Consider the following 19523-nt stretch of genomic DNA (forward strand, 5'->3'; position numbering starts at 1 on the left):
CTGCGCCACTACGCTTGCTCGTCGCAGGTAAAGAGTGCTCCTGCGCCACTACGCTTGCTCGTCGCAGGTAAAGAGTGCTCCTGCGGTTACTCGTCGCAGATAAACAGTGTTCCTGCGATTACTCGTCGCAGCTCGAAGCAGTTCGAAGAAGTATTGCTCGTCGTTGTCCTGCGATTACTCGTCACAGATAAACAGTGCTCCTGCGGTTACTCGTCGCAGCTCGGAGCAGTTCGAAGAAGTATTGCTCGTCGCTGATCCTCCGAGAGTCGCCGTCTTTTGTTACGTTCACTTACAAATATAACGTACTATTAATGAAACATTTATCATATCATTCGTTTCATTGCTCAAAAAACGGAATGATGAAATTGATTCAGTTTATATGACCTTTAATTATATTTTTTTAACTCTTCCACTCTTCGTTTAGTTTAACATGACTTTCCAGTTTGAGATCTGAAAAAAGAGCTGCCAACATTACAACTCGAAATATTACTAACGCTCTCCGTTAGATTAAGTGAAAAACATCACATATCCACCAACATTCACCCTAATGATTCTGCTATTTTTAATAACTCTTCTTCATTTAAATCGCCGCCATCTAAGCTGTATGATACACCTTTATCTATCCATTGAATGATGTTATTTTCACGAGTGATAAGACCAGAATTATTATTTATCTTAATTTCTTCCCAATTAAAATTTTTTGGTTTTTCCAACTCTACTAATGAAGCCATGAATGTCACTCCAAACCCATTATCAGATACACCATATATTTCGATTTTAGTTTGTTTTTCATCATGGAAAATGATGTTAGCCCCATCCCAATTCACATCTCCTAAATACATAGGAAACTTAATTTCAAACTCTAAATCATTTAAAGCATTTTCTATCTCATTATAGTTTTTCTCGGTAATCTTTACTGATTCATTTGTAAAGAAATATAAAGACCCTAATAATAAAATCATGATGATAATCATTGAAGTATTTTTCATGTTTATCCCCCTTCTCTTATTTTGTAATGCACCACTGAAACAAGAGCAGCGACAGCTTATTCAGCTATCGCACCCGTTTGTAGAACAAAGAAAAGATGGCAAATTTCTAACTCATACTTTTTATGATGAAGGTATCTCTATTACCTTATAATCTGGATGGATTAACCTTTTACCTTCTTTTTCATCAGACCCAACCCCAACGGTTATACTGAATATCTCTGATGTACCAATCGTTTCTTTGTCAATATCCAATTCGATTATTACTGCTCCTTTTCCACCACCTGTTGGGTAATAACGGTTTGTTCCAATTTCTATCATATTATTTTTAGCTTCTTCATTCGTCCATATCGTTACATAGTCTTCAGAAGTTTTCTCATTTATATCTTTAGGATCACTACTCATCACACTTGAAATATGCCAATTTTTAGGTGTATAGAATACTACTCCACCCCAATCGTTAGGGTCTATGTCAATCCATGCAACTATTTTGGCATGTTCAGGAACCCCTTCTTCTCCAATTAGAAATACTGTCCCTTTTACTGATGTAACCAATTCTGTCGAGTTAGAACTTACAATAAATTCTTTGGTGTTAACTATATGCTTTTTGGTTGTTGCAACTTCACCATCATTATTGACTTTTTCATTACAGCCAGTGATTATTATAGTTAGTAAAATTAAAGCTGTTATAACTAAGAAAATGTATTTCATAACTCCCCCCGACCTTGTATTATTTTCTTTCGCCAAATGCTTTGTTAGTACAAGAAGCGACTACTCTTGTTAAGCAATCGCTACCCGTTTCTTTAAGTACACTCTTTCACAAACTTCATTTTTCTCACACTGAGTTTAACATAAATTAACCGTTATTCTTCCAATAAAATAAACGATCTCTCTTATATGTAACTAGTTCAGTTTTGGAGTAGAATTTTTAATTTAGCAGTCCAAAATAAACTACTTTTTTGTCTATATTTGCAAACGAAGAAATCGTAAAATATCGTTTTATGCAAAGGTAATAGTAATGATTAGTTGAAACATTAGTTAAAGTTGGTTCGTAAATGTAATTGAAGACACAAGAGTTTTATTTAAAAGAAGGGATGATTTTTATCAAAAAATTAGTAATTAGTTTAAGTGCATTTGTGTTACTGCTTGGAGCGTGTGGCACAACATCACAAGGGGAGACAGTTAAAGGTGAGTTAAATCCTCTAAATGATAGTTTTATTGTAGATAAACATGAAGAATTTGCAAATAAACTGAAAGAAGACGGATATGCAAAGGAAGAGGCGAATGAAGAGGCGTTTAAAGTCCAGCTTCGAGAAGTTGCCTTATTAAATAGAGCAACAGAAGTAGGAATTGAAGTATCTGACAAGGAAGCTGGAAAAAGAGCCGAAGAAATGCGAGAGCAATTAGAAATTGGCAAAGGTCAGAATACTGAATTTGTTTTAGAAAAAATAGACGAACTAATCGCTGAATTAAATATAACTGAAGATGAATATTGGAGCGAATATGTAATAAATAGCTATAAGTCCCAAATCATGCAAGAAAAATTAAGAGAATATGAATTGAAAGAGAACGCTCAAACGAATTGGAATGAGCGCTCACAAGAAATCATCGAAGAATTTATGGAAAATGAAGCTGAACAAATCAAAAAGTTTAAAAGTGAAGTAGGAATGAGTTGAACGAGTTAAAGAGCTTGGAAACTCCAAGCTCTTTAATCTCTTAATAATCCTAACGCAACCCGTTCGCCATCCATGAAGCATTACTTCAACACAGAAAATGAAAGTTAACTGCGTTCTTTCATGGTAGTTAAACAAGCTTTAAGCATGTTTTTCTTTTGTTAACGAGCGTACCAAAATTATTCCCGCAAAGACAAAGGTGATATTACGAACCGATTCTGTTAGTAAAGGAGTTACAATTGGAGGATTCAAACTAGTTCCAAATATATTATGTATAACTATAACCACAATGGAGAATCCATATGGCAAGATAGCGATCATTAAAAGTATCACCGATGGTACGATTAACCAATTAACGTTTACACCTGACTTAAAAATAGTTAGAATTTTCCTCCACTCAATGAGTATTCCAAACATGACACATAAAACTGACAATAAAACATTGGTTTCAGTGATATCACGCGTATTTCCTTGCATATTAACCATTAAGTTAAGAATGAAAATACCAATGATTGATAAAATGGTGTAAATTATGACCTGTTTTTTCATCGAACGCCTCCTATAAATCTTAAACCTTATTGTGCTAAACTTCTTCTCAATACTTCAATAGCCTTTGTACTCTATTTTAATGTTAACACTCATTCCGTTTTATTTAGCATAAAAATGTAAAAGAGCGTCTCCGCTTGTTGCAAAAACGCACCCCGTTAGTTTGAGTGAAATTATTCTCAATATTTTTATATCATTTATAATTTTATTATGATTGAACCTTGGTGGGTTTAAAATAGAGATGATAATACTGTTTTATTTTTCTAAAAATAATAAAAGCAATTACTCCCCCTAAAGTATTTAATATCAAATCATCAACATTAAATGTTCGTGTTAAAGTTAAACCAAAGTAAGTAAATACTAATTGATATACTTCTATGAAGAAACTAACTGAAAATATTATTAAAACAGCTTTTTTCATACTCCTTACATCAAACAATAACGATAAATAAACACCTAAAGGGGCAAGCATTATGAGGTTATAAAAAGATAGCTTTATAGTATTCCAAAAATACCAGCTGCCAACCTCAAAAAATAATATATCCCTAACGAAGTAAAAAGGAATTAGTTGAAAACTTAAATATGTATCTTCAAAAGGTGGGAAAAAAAGATAACCAATTGTACGGTCAGCTACAAATAAAAGGTAAAAAAGAAAACTATATAAAATTGCCCTTTTGAATAAATTTTTTGACCTATATCTTATAAAATCAATAATGATGAATAGTATAACAGCATATGCCCCGCCAAAAGTAATAATTGAATTAAACACAATATATTTCTCCTTTTCATGCTTATATATATTACAACTTATTTAATTCGTAATAGCATAACTATATATATTCAAATATCACTCCTTTCTTAGCAAACTCCCCATTAGTTTAAGTGAATAAATCACAAGATAATATATTATTCCTGTTCTCATTTTAACAATAATAACCATTTCGGTTTTAGTGAAGCCTTATATGACAACAAAAAATTGACTAACAAATCGGTTGAAATTTGTTAGTCATACTAAAGCTCGACTTCTTTTTTTATTGGTGAAAATGAACGAGTCCTCCTGATGAGCGAACAACACGGCTAGGGTTATCAAGTAAGTTTTCTTTAGTAAGTCGTGAAAGGCCAGTTTCTTTTGCTTCTTGATCATTTGTTGCTTCGAAGATTTCGTTTAATAAATGATTTCCTTTTTTATCGTAAGCAGTTAAAAAATATTTTGACATAATGACTCCTCCTTTCCCTTTACAAGTTCCATTCTAAATATTCGGCAAATTTAAATCAAGAAGAATGATTTTGCGTTCAATTATTCACCATTCGCCTATAAAGTGAATAAGATGGGCATTGGAAGGAGGAGATACGTATGCATGAAAATGATATGAAAAAACTTTGTCATGACCACATGCACCGTTATGTTATGGTGACAACGAGGGATCACCAGCAATATGACGGAATCGTTGAACACGTAGACGATGAAAACCTTTATTTGGCGGTGCCAAATACGGACTGGGATATGCATGAACAAATGATGCCACAAGGTTATGGCGGTGGATTCGGGTATGGTTTTGATGAAAGTATGACAAGAGGTTTTTATCCGTTTGGAGGTTATAGTTATTCGCCATACTATTCACCATATTATTCTCCATATTATCGCCCTAGACGAAGAAGGTTTAGAAGACTTATTTTACCACTAGCGGCATTAACGGCATTATCTGTCCTGCCTTACTACTAAAATGATTAGATTGTGAGACTGTCTTTTTACCGATATTAACGACGAGGCAGTCTCTTTATTTTCGAATGCATACGAACGTTCATTCGCTTTTGTGTTATAATCTCGGTAACAAAGCTCTATTTAAAGGAGGCATTTTGATGGTAAAATTCATTCATTGTGCTGATGTTCACTTAGGACGTTCCATTCATATTGAAGCTGGAATGCCTTCCTCAATGAAAGAAACCGTGTTAACAGCCACGTACATTTCATTTAAAAACATCATAGATAAAGCAATCGAAGAAAAAGTAGACTTTTTAATTATTAGTGGTGACCTTTATGATCATGAACATCGCTCATTACGAGGGCAATGGTTCGTAAAGAAGCAAGTTGAAAGACTGAACGAACATCATATTCGTGTTTTTATTATTCACGGTAATCATGATCCGATCGTTGAAAAACAGTCATTTATTCATTTACCAAACAATGTTCACGTTTTTTCTTCAGAAGGTGAACAAGTTAAGGTCGTCACCTCAGGTGATGAAAGAGTTTGCATTCATGGGTTTAGCTACCCTGAAAAAGCTTATACTGATAACCCTACTTGCTTATATGAAGATGCAGTTGAAAATCAAGGTTATCATATTGGTGTTCTTCATGGCCAAGAAAAGACGAATCAGGAGCATGAACCATATGCCCCCTTCGCATTACGCGATTTGTTACAAAAAGGTTATCATTATTGGGCTTTAGGACATATTCACGAGCGGAAGGTATTATCTACTCACCCTCCGGTCATATACTCTGGAAATGTACAAGGTGCCCATAGAAAAGAGAAGGGGCCAAAAGGTGCATATCTTGTGCAGTTTAATGGTAATGAAGTAGAGACCGAATTCTTTGAAACAGCCCCACTCATTTGGGTTGAACAAAACGTTTCAATCGATGATGTTGATACAATCGATGCTCTCGTTCAAGACATGATTGACGAACTTCCACAAAAAGAAGGTGACACAACATTTCTCATTGATTTGAAAATAATTGGTGAGGGGCCTCTCCACCTTTATTTAAAAAAGGAAGAACATCGTGATGAGCTATTAACTCTATTAAGAGAAGAAGTGGATGAACATTGTTGGGTACATCGGTTAGAAGTTTTAACTTCACCAGTCATTGATAGAGATTCTATCAGAAAACAAGAACATTTACTCGGCGATATTGTAAGAATTAGCGAACAAGAGAAACAAGACTTTCAAGCATTTGATGATACGATTAGTAAGCTTCAAACGAATCGTTTGATGAAAAAATATATAGAACCATTTTCAGAAGACGAGAAAGTCCAAATTATTGATTCGGCTGAAAAGATGTTACTGTCCTCATTAATGGAAGAGGAGGAAGAGCAATGATTTTACAGAAGCTCCATATATATGGGTTTGGTAAGTGGGAAGATAAAACGTGGACCTTTCATCATAACGGCATCTATTTATTTTATGGGAAAAATGAGTCTGGGAAGTCGACGATTATGTCATTTATTGAAGCCATTTTGTTCGGTTTCCCAAAGAAAGGGGAACAACAATTTATCCCAATCACTTCCCAAGCTTATGGTGGGAAGATAACGATTTTCACTCATACATATGGGTCGATTACAATAGAACGAGTGAAAGGCCGTAAAGCTAGAGGGGATGTCACCGTTACATTCGATGATGGACATAAAGCTGGAGAAGACTTTTTGCAAACTCTTTTTGCAGATATTGATCAAAGCACTTTTCGCGCCGTTTTCTATTTCAATTTAGATGGTTTAAGCGGGCTGGAAAAGATGGACCCAGCAGAGCTTAATCGCTTTCTCATTGATACTGGAATGGTAGGGGCTCAAAACTTATTTAAACTCGAAAAGTATATTGATCAAGAAATGAACAAGCTGTATAAACCTCGTGGTAGAAAGACAGACATGAATGCCCTCGCTATAAAAATGGAAGAGAAAGAAAAAGAGATTTCCGAGTGGGAGCGCCGTATTGATGAGTATGAAAAAATGGTAAGTAATCTTGAACAATTAACCGATGAACAAGAACTGCACGAAAAAGAATTGAAGGGATTACAAGATAAGTATCGTTCGTTAGAAAAAAAGAGTGAGTTGTACCCAATAGCTAAAAAGTGGGAAAAACTAGAGCTTCAATTAAAGGAATGGGAAGAAGTCGATTCTTATCCTGAAGAAGGGTTAGAGAGATACAAACAATTAAATGAAAAATTACTAGATGCAAAAGCGGGGGAGGAACAAAGTAAGGAAAATGTCATGCATCTTGAGCGCTCATTACAAAGCTTATCTGTTACCCCTCATTTATCCATGTTAAAGATCGAGTTAAATCGTATAGATAAACAGCACGAATTATACAATAGTAGAGAGCTAGACATCGAAGAGTTAAAGGTTGAATATAACCGTTTACAAAAAGAAATGTCCGAAATTGAAAAAGACTGGGCTAAAGGGAATAACGAGATGGAAGAAGCTCGGTATTCTCCAATTGTTTTACAACAATTCACAGCATTAAAAGAAGCATGGAGACAATGGATTGTGAAAGAAGACCAGCTACTTCAACAAAAAGCCAAGATTGAAAAACAAAGTGATAAAATTCGCGGTCAATACGAGTCAACAAAAAATCAAATGATGGATGAAGATGAATATATTGAGTTGAAAAAGCGAATTGATGAAAGTGATGGAAGCGAACGTCTTCAAATAAAAAAAGAAATGGTCACAGAGCAAATCGCCTTGCTGAATAATGAATGGAAAGACCTTCAAAAGCAAGACCGATTTTTATCATATGCTTTCTTCGGTGGGACAACTACGCTTTTACTTAGTGTCGTAGTTTTTGCTTCCTTTGCACAATATTTACTTTCAGCTAGTATAAGTTTTTTGGCACTTTTATTTGGCTCTACGTCAATGTTTCTTTTGAGAAAGACAAAAACAAAAAAGAAGCGTATAAAGAGCTTATATGATGAGAAGACAAATGAAAGAGTAGAGTTAGAACAAGCGTTAAATATAGATCGGACAAATGAAAGCTCGATTCAACATGCTAAGTCAATTCTTCTTCAAGAAGAACAAAAGCGCAGAGACTTTGAACGTCTGAAAAATGAATGGGAACGTATTAAAGAAGAAAGAGGTCTGTGGGAAAGTGAATGGGAGTCATCCTTAAATAAAAAGGAGAAAATAGCTTCTGATATAAGGAAATGGGCAGTCAATCACAATTTTCCAACCGATCATGATGTTGAGTATTATGAAGGATTTCTTGAAACACTAAAGAACTGGAAAGAACTCTATACTAAAGGGAAAGAAGTAAGTGAAAAAATAAAGAGGTATGAAGAGAAACAATACGAATTTCAGTCAGATGTTATGACCTTGCTTTCAAAGACTAGTTGTCAAACAAAGACCAAAGTCAATGAAGCGATAAAACTTCTTCACGAGTATGTCAATCAAGAATCGGAAAAGTTGCGCCAAAAAGAAAAAATTGAAAATGAAAAAAGCTATCGACAACAATCTTACGATACGTATCGAATGAAAAGACAGCAAATTGAAATGCAGATTAAAGAACTATTTTCATTAGCGAACGTAAAAGATTATGAAGCATTTCAAGAAAAAGGGCATAGGTTTACGAAAAATAGAGCTTTACAAGAAGAGCAGGAAAATTTATGGTTTCAGATGAAAGCGATGAGTCCTGAAAAAAAACAATTCAAGGTATTTTTAAAAGAAGAGGTTTTAATAGGTGGGAAAGACATCTATGAAGAAAAAGAGTTAGTTGAAGAAAAGTTAGAGAAATTAGAACTGAAACGAAGGCAGACGATTGAACAAAAAGCAAAGCTAACACATGAAATAACAAGTTTAGAGCAAGACCGCTCATATGAAGAGCAGTTACAACAATTTACACAACTAAAAGAAGAATTACAATCGTATGCAAAAAAATGGGCTATTTATGCTACAAGCCAAATGTTTATTGATGAAGTAAAGAGCATTTATGAACAAGAACGTCAGCCATCTGTTATAAAATATGCAGAGAAGTATTTTCAGAAGATGACAGATGGTACATACACCCGACTCTTTGCTCCAATGGGGAGGGAACGATTTATCGTTGAACGGTACGATGGTGTGCATTTTGAACCAGGAGATCTTAGTAGAGGGACGTGTGAATTGTTATACCTTTCATTACGCTTTTCCTTAGCAGCACATGTAGCAAATGAAAGGAATATCCCATTATTTATGGATGAGACGTTTGTGAACATAGATAAAGATAGAAGGAAGAAAATCCTTTCTGTATTAAGAGATATTACTAAAGATAGACAAGTTATATACTTTACGTGTCATGACTACTTTATGGAAGAATGTGACGAAGAATATGTAATAGAGCTATAAAGTTTTGTTTCATTCTCACAATGTCTTTAAACCTGGCGTATCTTTTGGTAAAATCATTGTCAGAGAGCGAAGGTGGGGGTTATCTCATTGAGTGAAGACAAAAAAAATAACAATGAATGGAAAAAATACGAAGAAACGAAAGATCAATTTATCCAAAGTATAGCTAAAAACATGAGTTTATATGGTATTACACCATCAATTGGCCGCTTATACGGTGCGCTATACTTTGCAGAAGATCCTATGACGCTTGACGACATGCGTGAAGCGCTGGGAATGAGTAAGACAAGCATGAGTACTGGCGTAAGGTCTTTATCTGATATGAAAATGGTCGAACCTGTTTTTCGAAGAGGGATAAGAAAAGATTTATACCGCACAGAAGAAGATTGGTATAAATCTTTTACTGCACTATTTTCTCGTCAATGGCGTAAAGCGACAGAAACAAATATTGAAGAGGCTGACGAAGCTGAAGAAGTGCTTGAACGAGTTTTAAAGAGAACAGATGATCCTGAATTAAAAGAAAAAATTGAGCATGATTTAGATCGCTTATCATACGCCAGACAATATTATGTATGGTTATTACAGTTTGTAGATGTCGTTGAGAGCGGGAAAATTTATGAGCTCGTGCCAAAAATCAAGCAAAATACTGATGATGATGAGTAAGTGGCTGACTCACATAGAAGGACAGTTTCTTGTGAAATATAGACAGATAAACGCACCTGTCTAACTTTACATTGAGCTGGTCTTTTAGAGTCGGCTTTTTTCTTTATATAAAAAAACATTTACAAATTTAAAAGACTCTCTAAAAGCTCTCATAACGTTTTCCATAACGCAATTTATGTATTAAAATATGTACAAATAAAAGTCTTCAAAAAAGGGTGATCATAGATGGAACAATATGAAGTGTATTTAGTTGAAGATGAAAAAAACTTAGGGGAAGTTATTAAAGCATATATGGAAAAAGAAGGTTGGTCAGTTAAACATTTTACAGATGGAAAAGAAGCATATGAATTCATTGAACAGCCTCCTCATTTATGGGTGTTAGATATTATGTTACCCGGTATGGATGGCTATCAACTGCTCAAGGCCATTAAGGCCCAAGAAGATACACCAGTTATTTTTATTTCTGCAAGAGATAAAGACTTAGATCGAGTTTTAGGACTTGAATTAGGAAGTGATGATTACTTAGCAAAGCCTTTTTTACCTGAAGAGTTAGTGATTCGAGCGAAAAAATTGCTACATCGTATTTATCCAGAAGGTGAAGAGACTGTAGAAAAGATTGAACTAAATGGTTATACAATTGACACCCATTCAAGAACCATTCACGATGGTGATGAGCAAATTGAATTAACAACGAAAGAAATGGATTTAATTATTTTACTTACCTCAAATATTGGTAAGGCATTATCTCGTGAAGAAATTATTGAATACGTTTGGGGGAGTGACTACTTTGGTTCTGAGCGAGCTGTCGATGATGTTGTTAGGCGTGTACGGAAGAAACTGTCACGGATTCATGTAGAAACACTTTATGGGTTCGGCTATAGGGTTTTATCTTCATGATCAAACTGAATTTAACACAACGCATTTGGTTTTCATTTATTGCAATCATCTTAATGGTTGGTTTGCTTATTGGAATTATCTATCCGATATCGTTAAAGAGTACGTTAACAGAAGAAACATACCGTATTATTGAGCAAGAGCAAGCTCGCTTTGCTGACCCTTTAGGTGAACACCTTGTTCCGCCTAACTCCGAAGTCGATTTTATTGAACGCCGTGATGCAGAACGGTCTGTCGGTCATATTTTCATCATGAATCAGTACGGTAGAATTGAAGGGGACCCTGTTCCAAATGAAGTATTACGAGAAATGGGAGAAAATGCATATAACCAACTCACTCGCCGAGGAAGGTATGAATTAAACTATAACGAAGCAACATTATTTTACGTCGTATTTAAAGTGTATACAACAGGTGGAGAAGCCTACCATATTTCATTTATGTGGGATACTTATAGAGATCAAATGGTCAATCGTCTTTGGGGACGCCTTTCATATATAATGGTTATTGCAGGCCTTTTAAGCTTAATTCCGGCCTTTTGGTTAAAACATTACTTAAGGAGGCCGTTGACGAGCTTAGGAAATCATTTTGAACAAATAGCCAATCGAAATTGGAAAGATCCATTCCATTGGGAGAAGGATAAAGATTTCGAAAAGCTTTCAGAGCAGTTTGAAATAATGCGTCAAAATTTAATGAAGTACGATAAAGCGCAAAAAACTTTTATCCAACATGCCTCTCATGAATTAAAAACGCCAATTATGGTAGTGAAAAGCTATGCACAGTCTGTTAAAGATGGGATTTTGCCAAAAGACAACATTGAACAGACGATGGATGTCATATTAGAAGAGTCAAACCGGATGGAAAAACGAGTAAAAGATATGATCTACTATACAAAGCTAGATTCGTTAAAAGAAGCACCCATGGAAAAAGAGGAATTTCCGTTTGGTTCGATTGCCTATCGTATTGAAGAACGCTTCCGTTTACAACGGGAAAATGTAACGTTTAATATTAAAGGTGATCATGTTAATTTGTATGGAGACAAAGAACTTCTTGGTGTGCTATTAGAGAATCTAGTAGAAAATGCTTTACGGTATGCTATTGACTTCATTGAACTAGAAGCAGTGGAACAAGATAAACAACTTCTCATACACGTACGTAATAATGGTGAACAAATACCTAATAATGAGATTGATCATATCTTCACTCCATTTCGAAAAGGAAATAAAGGGCAATTTGGTTTAGGTCTTGCGATCGTAAAGAGAATCTGTGAAATTCATGGGGGATATCCTTCTGTCTCAAACGAAAATGACGGTGTTCGTTTTTCGATGGTCATTCCTAAACAAGATATAAAAAACACACGTACTAAAAGTTAAATGATATGTGAGTAATTTTTTTAATACAGGTGAGGGGGGAACAACGTGAAGAAAGGGATTAACTTCCTACAAGTAGGTGATCAAGTCGATCATTATTTACTAATTAAATCTGCTAAAAAGGGTATTGCCAGTAATGGCAAGCCATTTCTTACGTTACAAATGTCAGATAAAACTGGAGAAATAGAAGCAAAATTGTGGGCGATTTCCCCGGAAGATGAAGCGACTTTTAAAAGCTCTATTGTCGTTCATACAGAAGGAGAAATTCAAGATTTTCGTGGAATGAGACAGTTAAAAATTAAAGCAATTCGTCCAACGACAAGCATGGATCAAGTTTCGATGAGGGATTTTATGCCATCAGCGCCACGAGACCCAGCTGAAATGGTAGAACAAATAACGCAATACATTTTTGAAATGAAAAATCCAAAGATCCAACGTATTACTCGTCATTTATTTAAAAAACATCAAAAAGCATTTACAGAATACCCAGCAGCAACAAAAAACCATCATGAGTTTGTATCTGGTTTAGCCTATCATGTTGTATGTATGCTGGATTTATCAAAAAGTATTGCAGCATTATACCCTTCGCTAGATAAAGATTTACTTTATGCAGGTGTGATCTTGCATGATTTAGGGAAAGTGAAAGAATTATCTGGTCCATTAGATGCTCAATATACGATCGAAGGAAAGCTACTAGGACATATTTCAATTATGGTGACAGAAGTAGAGGAAGCAGCGAATGAACTAGATATACAAGGAGAAGAAGTTCTTGTTTTGAAACATCTTATTTTATCTCATCATGGTAAAGAAGAATGGGGTAGTCCGAAGCGGCCAATTATAAAAGAAGCTGAAATGTTACATATGATTGATAATATTGATGCAAAAATGAATATGATGGATCGCACACTTGAAAGGGTAATGCCGGGAGAATTTAGTGAACGAATTTTCCCGATGGAAAATCGTTCATTTTATAAACCGTCCTTTCACGATGACCCACTAGATATATAGATAAGATATATAGATAACGTAGGAAAAAGCTAAGTACGATGAATGCTCTTCAGATAAATCAAGAGCATTTTACATGTACTTAGCTTTTTTATACCTTTTTATAGAAAACGTTCACGTATAAACCACTTTAATATGATATTCTTTCCCCTTTCGTTACAGCATTTAAAGCACTTATGTCATAACTTAACGCTTCATTTTTAATATCATCTAGTACTTCCTCTTCAAATAGAGCATAACAATCGGAGTGTAACCACTCATTCCAATTCATATCTGAACAATCATGCCAAGTAGCCTTCCAATGAGCTAATAGAAAAGACTCTACACGGTCATGTATGATCGGAAAAAATATTAAAGGAGAAACAGTATGATAATCTTCTAGCTGTTTAAGTGTATGACGGACTAACATCTTTTGGAACTGCCCATATGTCAATTTTGAAAGCCTTTTCTTATCCATTACAATCATCCCTCCATGTTTATGCTGGTGGAATTCTATACCCTTTTTCTTAAAATTTGAAACACTCTATCATATTTTCTCTCCTTCCTAATATAGATAATAGGGAAGATAGAGAAGATTTATCAATGAGAGGAGATAGAGATGAACCCTATTCAAATTATTTTCACGTTAATAGCTGCTATATTTTTGATTTTTGTCATACGTTTATTGTCTTTAACGTCATTAGGAGCAGAAGGTGCTCAATTACCCTGGTGGGTGTATGCAACTTATTTAGGTATTTTATTTAGTGGTATCATGTATGTAAATGCACGAGTTGACGAGAAGCGTAAAGAAGAAAAAGCGATAGAATTGGAAGGATCAATCATACTAGATGAAATTCGTAATAGAAGAAAAAAAGCAAAATTAAATGAAAATGATATAGAATTAGAACAAAACAATAATAAAGAAGCGTACCTCGAAAGCAAGTAAGCTTTTGAGATACGCTTCTGTAGCTTTGTAAGCAACCTCGAAGTCAATGATTACCCCAAGTTTTAGTTTACGTAAGTTGAGCCAACGATAATGAGTAAAATGAACAATACAACAATAAGTGTGAAGCCGTTGAAATATGGAGTTGTTCCACATCCTGACATGTGCATGTCACCCTCTCAGTTTAATTTACAGGGGTACCCACATTCATAAACTATGTACATGACTATAAAGATGTTACTAGGCGAACATGGAAATTTGCAGATATTTTTCAAGTAGGCTGTTTCTAAAATCGTTCGTTTGTAGGTACATAATGTATCGCTTTCATCTAGGACACACAAAAAAGTATCAAGCTCCTCCAAAATGGATCGAGCTTGATACTTTTATAAGAATTTTTTATATGATTGAATCAATTTCATAACTCAAAATAAGGTGCGAAATTCCGAATGATGAGCGTGAACTCCACTTCAGACGGACGCTTTCCCGAGGGCTTGTCTTCAGCTAACTTAGCCTCGAGAATTTTTCGCCTAAGTGGATCTTCAGCTCGTTGCTCCTGCGGTTACTCGTCGCAGCTCGAAGCAGTTCGAAGAAGTATTGCTCGTCGCTGATCCTCTGGGAGTCGCCGTCTTTTGTTACGTTCACTTCGAAATAAAACGTACATTTAATGAATAAATTTATCATATCATTCGTTTCATTGCGCAAAAAACGTATTATGAAATTGAATCGATTTAATTGTTTTTAAAATAAGTGTTCGAATTCATCATCATGTACTTCAATTTCAATGTTATCAAATAGCTCTTCTTGCTTTGCTGACATTTTTGAAAGTTTACGGTTGTTTAATGCATTAAGTAAACTTTCTTTTACTTCCTCATAATCATCTTCATATGGGTTTCTCTCTAATGTTTCGATAATATGGTATCCAAACTGTGAGCGAACAGGTTCACTTACATTAGACACTTCTTGTGTAAATGCAACGTCTTCAAATGGTGCAACCATTGCTCCTCGACGGAAAAATCCTAGTTCTCCACCATTCTCACGTGATCCAGGGTCTACTGAATATTGTTCTGCCAACTCTGAGAAGCTTTCGCCATCTTGAATTCGTTCATAAATTTCATACGCTTGTTCCTCATCCTCAATAAGAATATGGCGAGCATTTACCTCTTCACCTTTTTCATATTCGGCTTTAACCTCTTCTTCAGTAAAATCACCGACATGTCCAATAAGGTTCTGCAATACGAGGTGTTTCAAAACGCGTGTACGTAGTTCTTCTTCATTCATAATGCCTTGCTGTCTAAGCATCTGTTGAAATTGTTCACTATTTTGTGCGCCCATGTTCTCTTGTAAGTTATTAATTTCTTCTTCAATATCGCTTTCTTCAATATCGAGAGAGTCAGCTTCATGATTAATAATTGTTTCTTCAACTAGTTGAGAAAGGACAACATCACCGAACATATTCTTTAACGATTGAATAAATTCATCTTCTGTAATATCACCTGCACTTGTAGAAACAAGAATATCTTCAGATGCCTCCTCAGTTTGCTCACTGTCATTTACTGATTCGTTTGATTCTTCATTTACTTCTTCAGTCGTTTCATCTCCGTTACATGCTGTCATGAAGACCACTAAAACGAAGAGAAAGGAAAATATGTATTTCTTCAAAACGTTCACCCCTAAATATGTAAGTTTCAATACATTTTACTATAGCATATGTACAGTAGTTTGAACATGCATCGACATCATTCTGACAACCGAAGGCTGAAGTGATCTAGTTAAAACGCACAATGCATCTTTTGTCATTATTTGGATTGTTGAGAAAAATATTAGGGAAAGTCCCAAATAATCATTTGAAAATCGTGATAAACGTCCAAACACAATGACTTTTTCACAATACAATGTAGTGAAAGATAAAAAGGAGGTATTTACCCATGTCACATGGATATCAAAATGGTTTCGTGTTACTTGTCGTGTTGTTCATTTTACTCGTTATTATCGGCGCTTCTTGGGCGTATTAAAGAATCGATTATAAAGGGAGTAAAAGTAGAAGGAGGTGCAAGTAATGGGACACCAATACCAAGAAAGCTTCGCATTGATTGTGGTCCTTTTCATCTTGCTTGTCATCGTCGGCACTGCGTGGATGTAATATGTTTGAGATAACGAAAATAAAGGGAAAAATAACAAGCAGGGAATGTAAATCCCTGCTTGTTAATTAACTTTTAAGATCAAGCTCTCTTTTCATTCATTACGTAAAGAAAACACGGAAGTAAGAGGAAGTCAATAAGATCGTAATTAAAACATTAATCGTACGAAAAACTTTCGCTTGTCTCTCTTCTGGAATTTCCTTTTGTATACATAATGAATTTGTCATAGAATTAATCATAAATAAATACAAAATTGAAAAAAGAAAAAAAGGAATAAGCATCTAGTAACCCCCACATATTAGGTAGACTCATATTTAACTTTATCAAAAGATCGATAAAAATCATAGGACTTTGCAAAAATTCGTTTATGTAGGATATAAAAATAATGGAGGACAAAGCATGAAAAGAGAAGACACCAATATATGGAAAATAGCGTTTTTTTCGTTTTTAGGATTTATCATCGCAATGATTTTAGTTGGAATGACGATCTTATATTTTGTTTTACAACCAGTAGAAATTGAAGAAAGGCAGGCCCATATTCAAGAAGATATCGATGGTGCAACGTTTACAGTCTCAACGACTAAAGAAGATGTGAATTATTGGATACAAAAAGAAGTAAAAGAAACGATGGGAGAAGAGCTCTCGATATACTTAGCTGACCTCATCTTTTTTGAGACGAGTATAAACGTACTTGGGATGAATGTACCGATAGAAATGGTTTTTGCTCCTAATGTAACAGAGGAAGGAAATTTAGTTCTTTATGAGCATTCTTTTCGAGTTGGTGTCTTACAATTGTCTTCTGAAAGAGTCTTACAGTTAATGCAAACTTCAGTGGACTTTCCAGACTGGATGGAAGTGATCCCGCCAGAAAGGAAGATCTTTTTAAATATTAGAGATGGTATCAGTGATGAGATGCAGGTAAAAGTACAAAAGTTCGATTTGGACGAAAATGAAATTGTGTTGGAGGTAACAATAAAATAAAAAAATGAAGAAATCCGCAGTCAAGATATGTATGACTGCGGATTTTACTATGGTTGACTTTTAAATAAAATATGAAAGCCATCTTGGTGTTCTTCTATAAGTGAGGACTTTGGCGCCGTCCGTAATTGTTTAAAGTTCATATAATCGTATACACATAAACCTATATTTAGCGCTGAGATCATAGCCAAATAATGTAACCACTGTGGAAACAGAATCGTCACAATAACTGCTGAAACGGTAATAACAATCGCAGGTGAACAGATTGATAAAAGAACGATTCGCTTTGGCAATGCATTTTTTGTTGAATAATAAATATATGGCCATTGATTTCGTCTTATTCCAAGAGTCGCTTTTTTTCCTTTCATCCAAATTGGTAAACAGTGCAAAAATAAATGAGCTGGAAAAACTAAAAATAAGCTAAAAAATAAAAATCCAACCCCGTAATCGATAAGCGGTTGCTGGGAAAAAAACGTTCGGAATATTAGATAATAAACAATAAAATAGCCGACCATAACAATTCCTGATAAGAACCATAGGCGTTCTTTTCCAAAGTCATGCTCAACTGAAATGGTTTTCAAGCAGTTCATCTGCTTCCACCTCCTTTAATCCATTATTGTAATTTACGCCCTTAGCAAGGAGAAATCAAGTCTTTTTTAAAAGATTTTTTCCTTGTATTTTTCAAATGATTTGTTCTCGCTAGGGCCCCTACTGTTCTCATGTAAATAGTTTGAGTAAAAAATAAAAAAATAACCGACCTTGGTCGGTTATGATTGTTATGATGATTCTTTCTCTCTTTCTTCTTCGAATTCCTTTGGGACGAGTCTTCCATTTACTTCATCAAAATCAGATTCTAGCTTAGATAACGATTTTTCGAAAATGGTCATAAAATCAGGCCCGTAAACATGTTTTAAAATACTCATTAGTTCGGAGAAGTCAGGGAACTTACCGTATAATTCTTTAATAGGTAATGAACCACTGTAAATACCGTATGTATGTGGGTCATAAGTCTCTAACGTTTTTAGAAGTAGTTCTTCTCCTTCATCAGTTAAGTACACGTACGTATTTCGCTTGTCGTTATTGCGTTTAGAAAACTTCAAGTACCCACGCTCTTCAAGTTTCTTTGAGAAATTAAAGGCTGTGGAAACGTGCATTACGCCAAATTTTGCGATATCTGAAATCGAAGCTCCTTCTAGGTGATATGAGATCCATAAAATATGGTGTTCATTAATATTTAAGTCATATGGTTTAATCCATGATTGCCAATCTTTTTCAACAGATTTCCATAAAGCTTTACTTAATTGAGCCACCTTATGACTAAACATGATTGATTGTTTCACTGAATGTGCAGGGTGTTGCTCCACTATGATTCCCTCCCATGTAAAGTTAGAGGTTGTTCAAAAAGTATGGAAAAGATTTTGCCACCAATATTTTCCCTTCTTTTTGAACAATCTCTTTTTTGGATATTATCGAAAAATTCAATATTTTATTAGTAAAATGATATTAACATCATAACATAATGCATAAAAAAATCTCAATATCCTTTCTGTATTTTCTGAAAATTATTTTTAGAAATGTTGTAATGCTAGTAGGTGTGCAGTTGTAGTCGTTAATAACGGTAAGGTTTCTTTGTTTCACAGATTAAAGCATTATAGGTGCGCCTTTTGATAATGAAAAGGGCAGTATTACTATATAATATTTCTTTTATTTTAGTACATATGGGAGGGACTTTTAATAAAGGCAATTTTTAAAAAACGGGCTTCTTATTAGAAACCCGTCATCACCATGCATATGTCTACACCGTTTTTATACGTGAGTGAATGTCTTTAGCAATTTCTTGTAACTGTTCAGGAGAGTATTGGCTGCTATGATCGTGCCATACAGCACCAAAACCATCACCTTTACCATACCTAGGAATAAGGTGTAGGTGGTAATGGAATACTGATTGACCTGCATCCTTACCATTATTGTTTAATACGTTCATTCCTAGTGGCTCATACGCTTCTTTAATGGCATTTGCGATTTTTGGGACAACTGCAAATAATTGCTTAGCAGTATCTTCGCTTAATTCGTAAATGTTTTCTTCATGCTTTTTCGGAATGACTAACGTATGTCCTTTTGTCACTTGACTCAAATCTAAAAATGCAAGAACGTGGTCATCTTCATAAACTTTTGATGAAGGGATGTCCCCATTGATGATTTTACAAAAAATACAATCGTTTGCTTCTGACATGCAATTCACCTCTTCTTAATATTTTTACCAATATTATC

Annotated in this window: 24 protein-coding genes; 12 read left to right on the forward strand and 12 right to left on the reverse strand. The window is 34.8% G+C overall.

Going from position 1 to position 19523, the window contains the following annotated elements; genetic code table 11:
* Positions 1-539: 539 nt before the first annotated feature.
* Positions 540-989 (reverse strand): DUF4367 domain-containing protein, encoded by a 450-nt coding sequence (locus LGQ02_RS05945; RefSeq protein ID WP_226517289.1) that lies wholly within the window; start codon positions 987-989, stop codon positions 540-542.
* A gap of 120 nt (positions 990-1109) precedes the next feature.
* Positions 1110-1697, reverse strand: a complete 588-nt coding sequence (locus LGQ02_RS05950; RefSeq protein ID WP_226517290.1) for a hypothetical protein — start codon at positions 1695-1697, stop codon at positions 1110-1112.
* A gap of 383 nt (positions 1698-2080) precedes the next feature.
* On the opposite strand from LGQ02_RS05950, the gene LGQ02_RS05955 reads away from it, so the two are divergent.
* A complete protein-coding gene (locus LGQ02_RS05955; protein ID WP_226517291.1) occupies positions 2081-2662 on the forward strand; it encodes a hypothetical protein in 582 nt (193 codons plus the stop codon).
* Positions 2663-2800: 138 nt separating this feature from the next.
* On the opposite strand, the gene LGQ02_RS05960 is transcribed toward LGQ02_RS05955, so the two are convergent.
* The 3 genes from LGQ02_RS05960 to LGQ02_RS05970 form a co-directional block, all read right to left on the reverse strand.
* The gene (locus tag LGQ02_RS05960) at positions 2801-3208 is read right to left on the reverse strand and encodes a hypothetical protein (protein WP_226517292.1); all 408 of its coding nucleotides are present in this window, start codon (positions 3206-3208) and stop codon (positions 2801-2803) included.
* A 205-nt stretch (positions 3209-3413) separates the two neighbouring features.
* The gene (locus LGQ02_RS05965) at positions 3414-3974 is read right to left on the reverse strand and encodes a VanZ family protein (protein ID WP_226517293.1); all 561 of its coding nucleotides are present in this window, start codon (positions 3972-3974) and stop codon (positions 3414-3416) included.
* 262 nt (positions 3975-4236) lie between these two features.
* Complete coding sequence (locus LGQ02_RS05970; protein WP_226517294.1) at positions 4237-4422, reverse strand: YhzD family protein; 186 nt, start codon at positions 4420-4422, stop codon at positions 4237-4239.
* 137 nt (positions 4423-4559) lie between these two features.
* On the opposite strand from LGQ02_RS05970, the gene LGQ02_RS05975 reads away from it, so the two are divergent.
* The 7 genes from LGQ02_RS05975 (at position 4560) to yhaM (ending at position 13217) form a co-directional block, all read left to right on the forward strand.
* A complete protein-coding gene (locus LGQ02_RS05975) occupies positions 4560-4928 on the forward strand; it encodes a hypothetical protein (RefSeq protein ID WP_226517295.1) in 369 nt (122 codons plus the stop codon).
* A 137-nt stretch (positions 4929-5065) separates the two neighbouring features.
* The gene (locus LGQ02_RS05980) at positions 5066-6298 is read left to right on the forward strand and encodes a metallophosphoesterase family protein (RefSeq protein ID WP_226517296.1); all 1233 of its coding nucleotides are present in this window, start codon (positions 5066-5068) and stop codon (positions 6296-6298) included.
* Positions 6295-9288, forward strand: coding sequence for an ATP-binding protein (locus LGQ02_RS05985; protein ID WP_226517297.1), 2994 nt, complete (start codon positions 6295-6297; stop codon positions 9286-9288). Before LGQ02_RS05980 ends, LGQ02_RS05985 begins: the two co-directional genes overlap by 4 nt.
* A gap of 87 nt (positions 9289-9375) precedes the next feature.
* The gene (locus LGQ02_RS05990; protein WP_226517298.1) at positions 9376-9948 is read left to right on the forward strand and encodes a GbsR/MarR family transcriptional regulator; all 573 of its coding nucleotides are present in this window, start codon (positions 9376-9378) and stop codon (positions 9946-9948) included.
* Positions 9949-10173: 225 nt separating this feature from the next.
* Positions 10174-10845: a response regulator transcription factor gene (locus LGQ02_RS05995; protein ID WP_226517299.1), complete on the forward strand. Its 672-nt coding sequence runs from the start codon at positions 10174-10176 to the stop codon at positions 10843-10845.
* A complete protein-coding gene (locus LGQ02_RS06000) occupies positions 10842-12212 on the forward strand; it encodes a sensor histidine kinase (protein WP_226517300.1) in 1371 nt (456 codons plus the stop codon). The genes LGQ02_RS05995 and LGQ02_RS06000 overlap by 4 nt, the downstream gene beginning before the upstream one ends.
* Before the next feature lie 45 nt (positions 12213-12257).
* Positions 12258-13217, forward strand: coding sequence for a 3'-5' exoribonuclease YhaM (gene yhaM, locus LGQ02_RS06005; RefSeq protein WP_226517301.1), 960 nt, complete (start codon positions 12258-12260; stop codon positions 13215-13217).
* A gap of 127 nt (positions 13218-13344) precedes the next feature.
* Here yhaM and LGQ02_RS06010 read toward each other — a convergent pair whose 3' ends face one another.
* Positions 13345-13671 carry a hypothetical protein gene (locus tag LGQ02_RS06010; protein ID WP_226517302.1) on the reverse strand — a complete coding sequence of 109 codons (327 nt, stop codon included), beginning with the start codon at positions 13669-13671 and terminating at the stop codon, positions 13345-13347.
* A 141-nt stretch (positions 13672-13812) separates the two neighbouring features.
* On the opposite strand from LGQ02_RS06010, the gene LGQ02_RS06015 reads away from it, so the two are divergent.
* On the forward strand, positions 13813-14139 hold the full coding sequence (locus tag LGQ02_RS06015) for a sporulation YhaL family protein (RefSeq protein ID WP_226517303.1): 327 nt from the start codon (positions 13813-13815) through the stop codon (positions 14137-14139).
* A gap of 62 nt (positions 14140-14201) precedes the next feature.
* Here LGQ02_RS06015 and LGQ02_RS06020 read toward each other — a convergent pair whose 3' ends face one another.
* On the reverse strand, positions 14202-14306 hold the full coding sequence (locus tag LGQ02_RS06020; protein ID WP_226517304.1) for a YjcZ family sporulation protein: 105 nt from the start codon (positions 14304-14306) through the stop codon (positions 14202-14204).
* Between the two features lie 568 nt (positions 14307-14874).
* A complete protein-coding gene (locus LGQ02_RS06025; protein ID WP_226517305.1) occupies positions 14875-15795 on the reverse strand; it encodes a peptidylprolyl isomerase in 921 nt (306 codons plus the stop codon).
* A gap of 266 nt (positions 15796-16061) precedes the next feature.
* On the opposite strand from LGQ02_RS06025, the gene LGQ02_RS06030 reads away from it, so the two are divergent.
* Together LGQ02_RS06030 and LGQ02_RS06035 are read left to right on the forward strand one after the other, a co-directional pair.
* Positions 16062-16148 carry a YjcZ family sporulation protein gene (locus tag LGQ02_RS06030; RefSeq protein WP_226518234.1) on the forward strand — a complete coding sequence of 29 codons (87 nt, stop codon included), beginning with the start codon at positions 16062-16064 and terminating at the stop codon, positions 16146-16148.
* Between the two features lie 44 nt (positions 16149-16192).
* The gene (locus LGQ02_RS06035; protein ID WP_226518235.1) at positions 16193-16276 is read left to right on the forward strand and encodes a YjcZ family sporulation protein; all 84 of its coding nucleotides are present in this window, start codon (positions 16193-16195) and stop codon (positions 16274-16276) included.
* A gap of 99 nt (positions 16277-16375) precedes the next feature.
* Here the strand turns inward: LGQ02_RS06035 and LGQ02_RS06040 are convergent, their stop codons facing one another.
* A complete protein-coding gene (locus LGQ02_RS06040; RefSeq protein WP_226517306.1) occupies positions 16376-16555 on the reverse strand; it encodes a hypothetical protein in 180 nt (59 codons plus the stop codon).
* Positions 16556-16673: 118 nt separating this feature from the next.
* On the opposite strand from LGQ02_RS06040, the gene LGQ02_RS06045 reads away from it, so the two are divergent.
* Positions 16674-17255, forward strand: a complete 582-nt coding sequence (locus tag LGQ02_RS06045) for a YpmS family protein (RefSeq protein ID WP_226517307.1) — start codon at positions 16674-16676, stop codon at positions 17253-17255.
* A 47-nt stretch (positions 17256-17302) separates the two neighbouring features.
* Here the strand turns inward: LGQ02_RS06045 and LGQ02_RS06050 are convergent, their stop codons facing one another.
* From LGQ02_RS06050 to LGQ02_RS06060, 3 genes are all read right to left on the reverse strand, one after another.
* The gene (locus LGQ02_RS06050; RefSeq protein WP_226517308.1) at positions 17303-17842 is read right to left on the reverse strand and encodes a DUF3267 domain-containing protein; all 540 of its coding nucleotides are present in this window, start codon (positions 17840-17842) and stop codon (positions 17303-17305) included.
* A 186-nt stretch (positions 17843-18028) separates the two neighbouring features.
* Positions 18029-18616: an HTH-type transcriptional regulator Hpr gene (locus tag LGQ02_RS06055; protein WP_226517309.1), complete on the reverse strand. Its 588-nt coding sequence runs from the start codon at positions 18614-18616 to the stop codon at positions 18029-18031.
* A gap of 431 nt (positions 18617-19047) precedes the next feature.
* Positions 19048-19485 (reverse strand): HIT family protein, encoded by a 438-nt coding sequence (locus LGQ02_RS06060; protein ID WP_226517310.1) that lies wholly within the window; start codon positions 19483-19485, stop codon positions 19048-19050.
* Positions 19486-19523 lie beyond the last annotated feature (38 nt).

Source organism: Bacillus shivajii, from assembly GCF_020519665.1.
Classification (GTDB): Bacteria; Bacillota; Bacilli; order Bacillales; family Salisediminibacteriaceae; genus Bacillus_CA; species Bacillus_CA shivajii.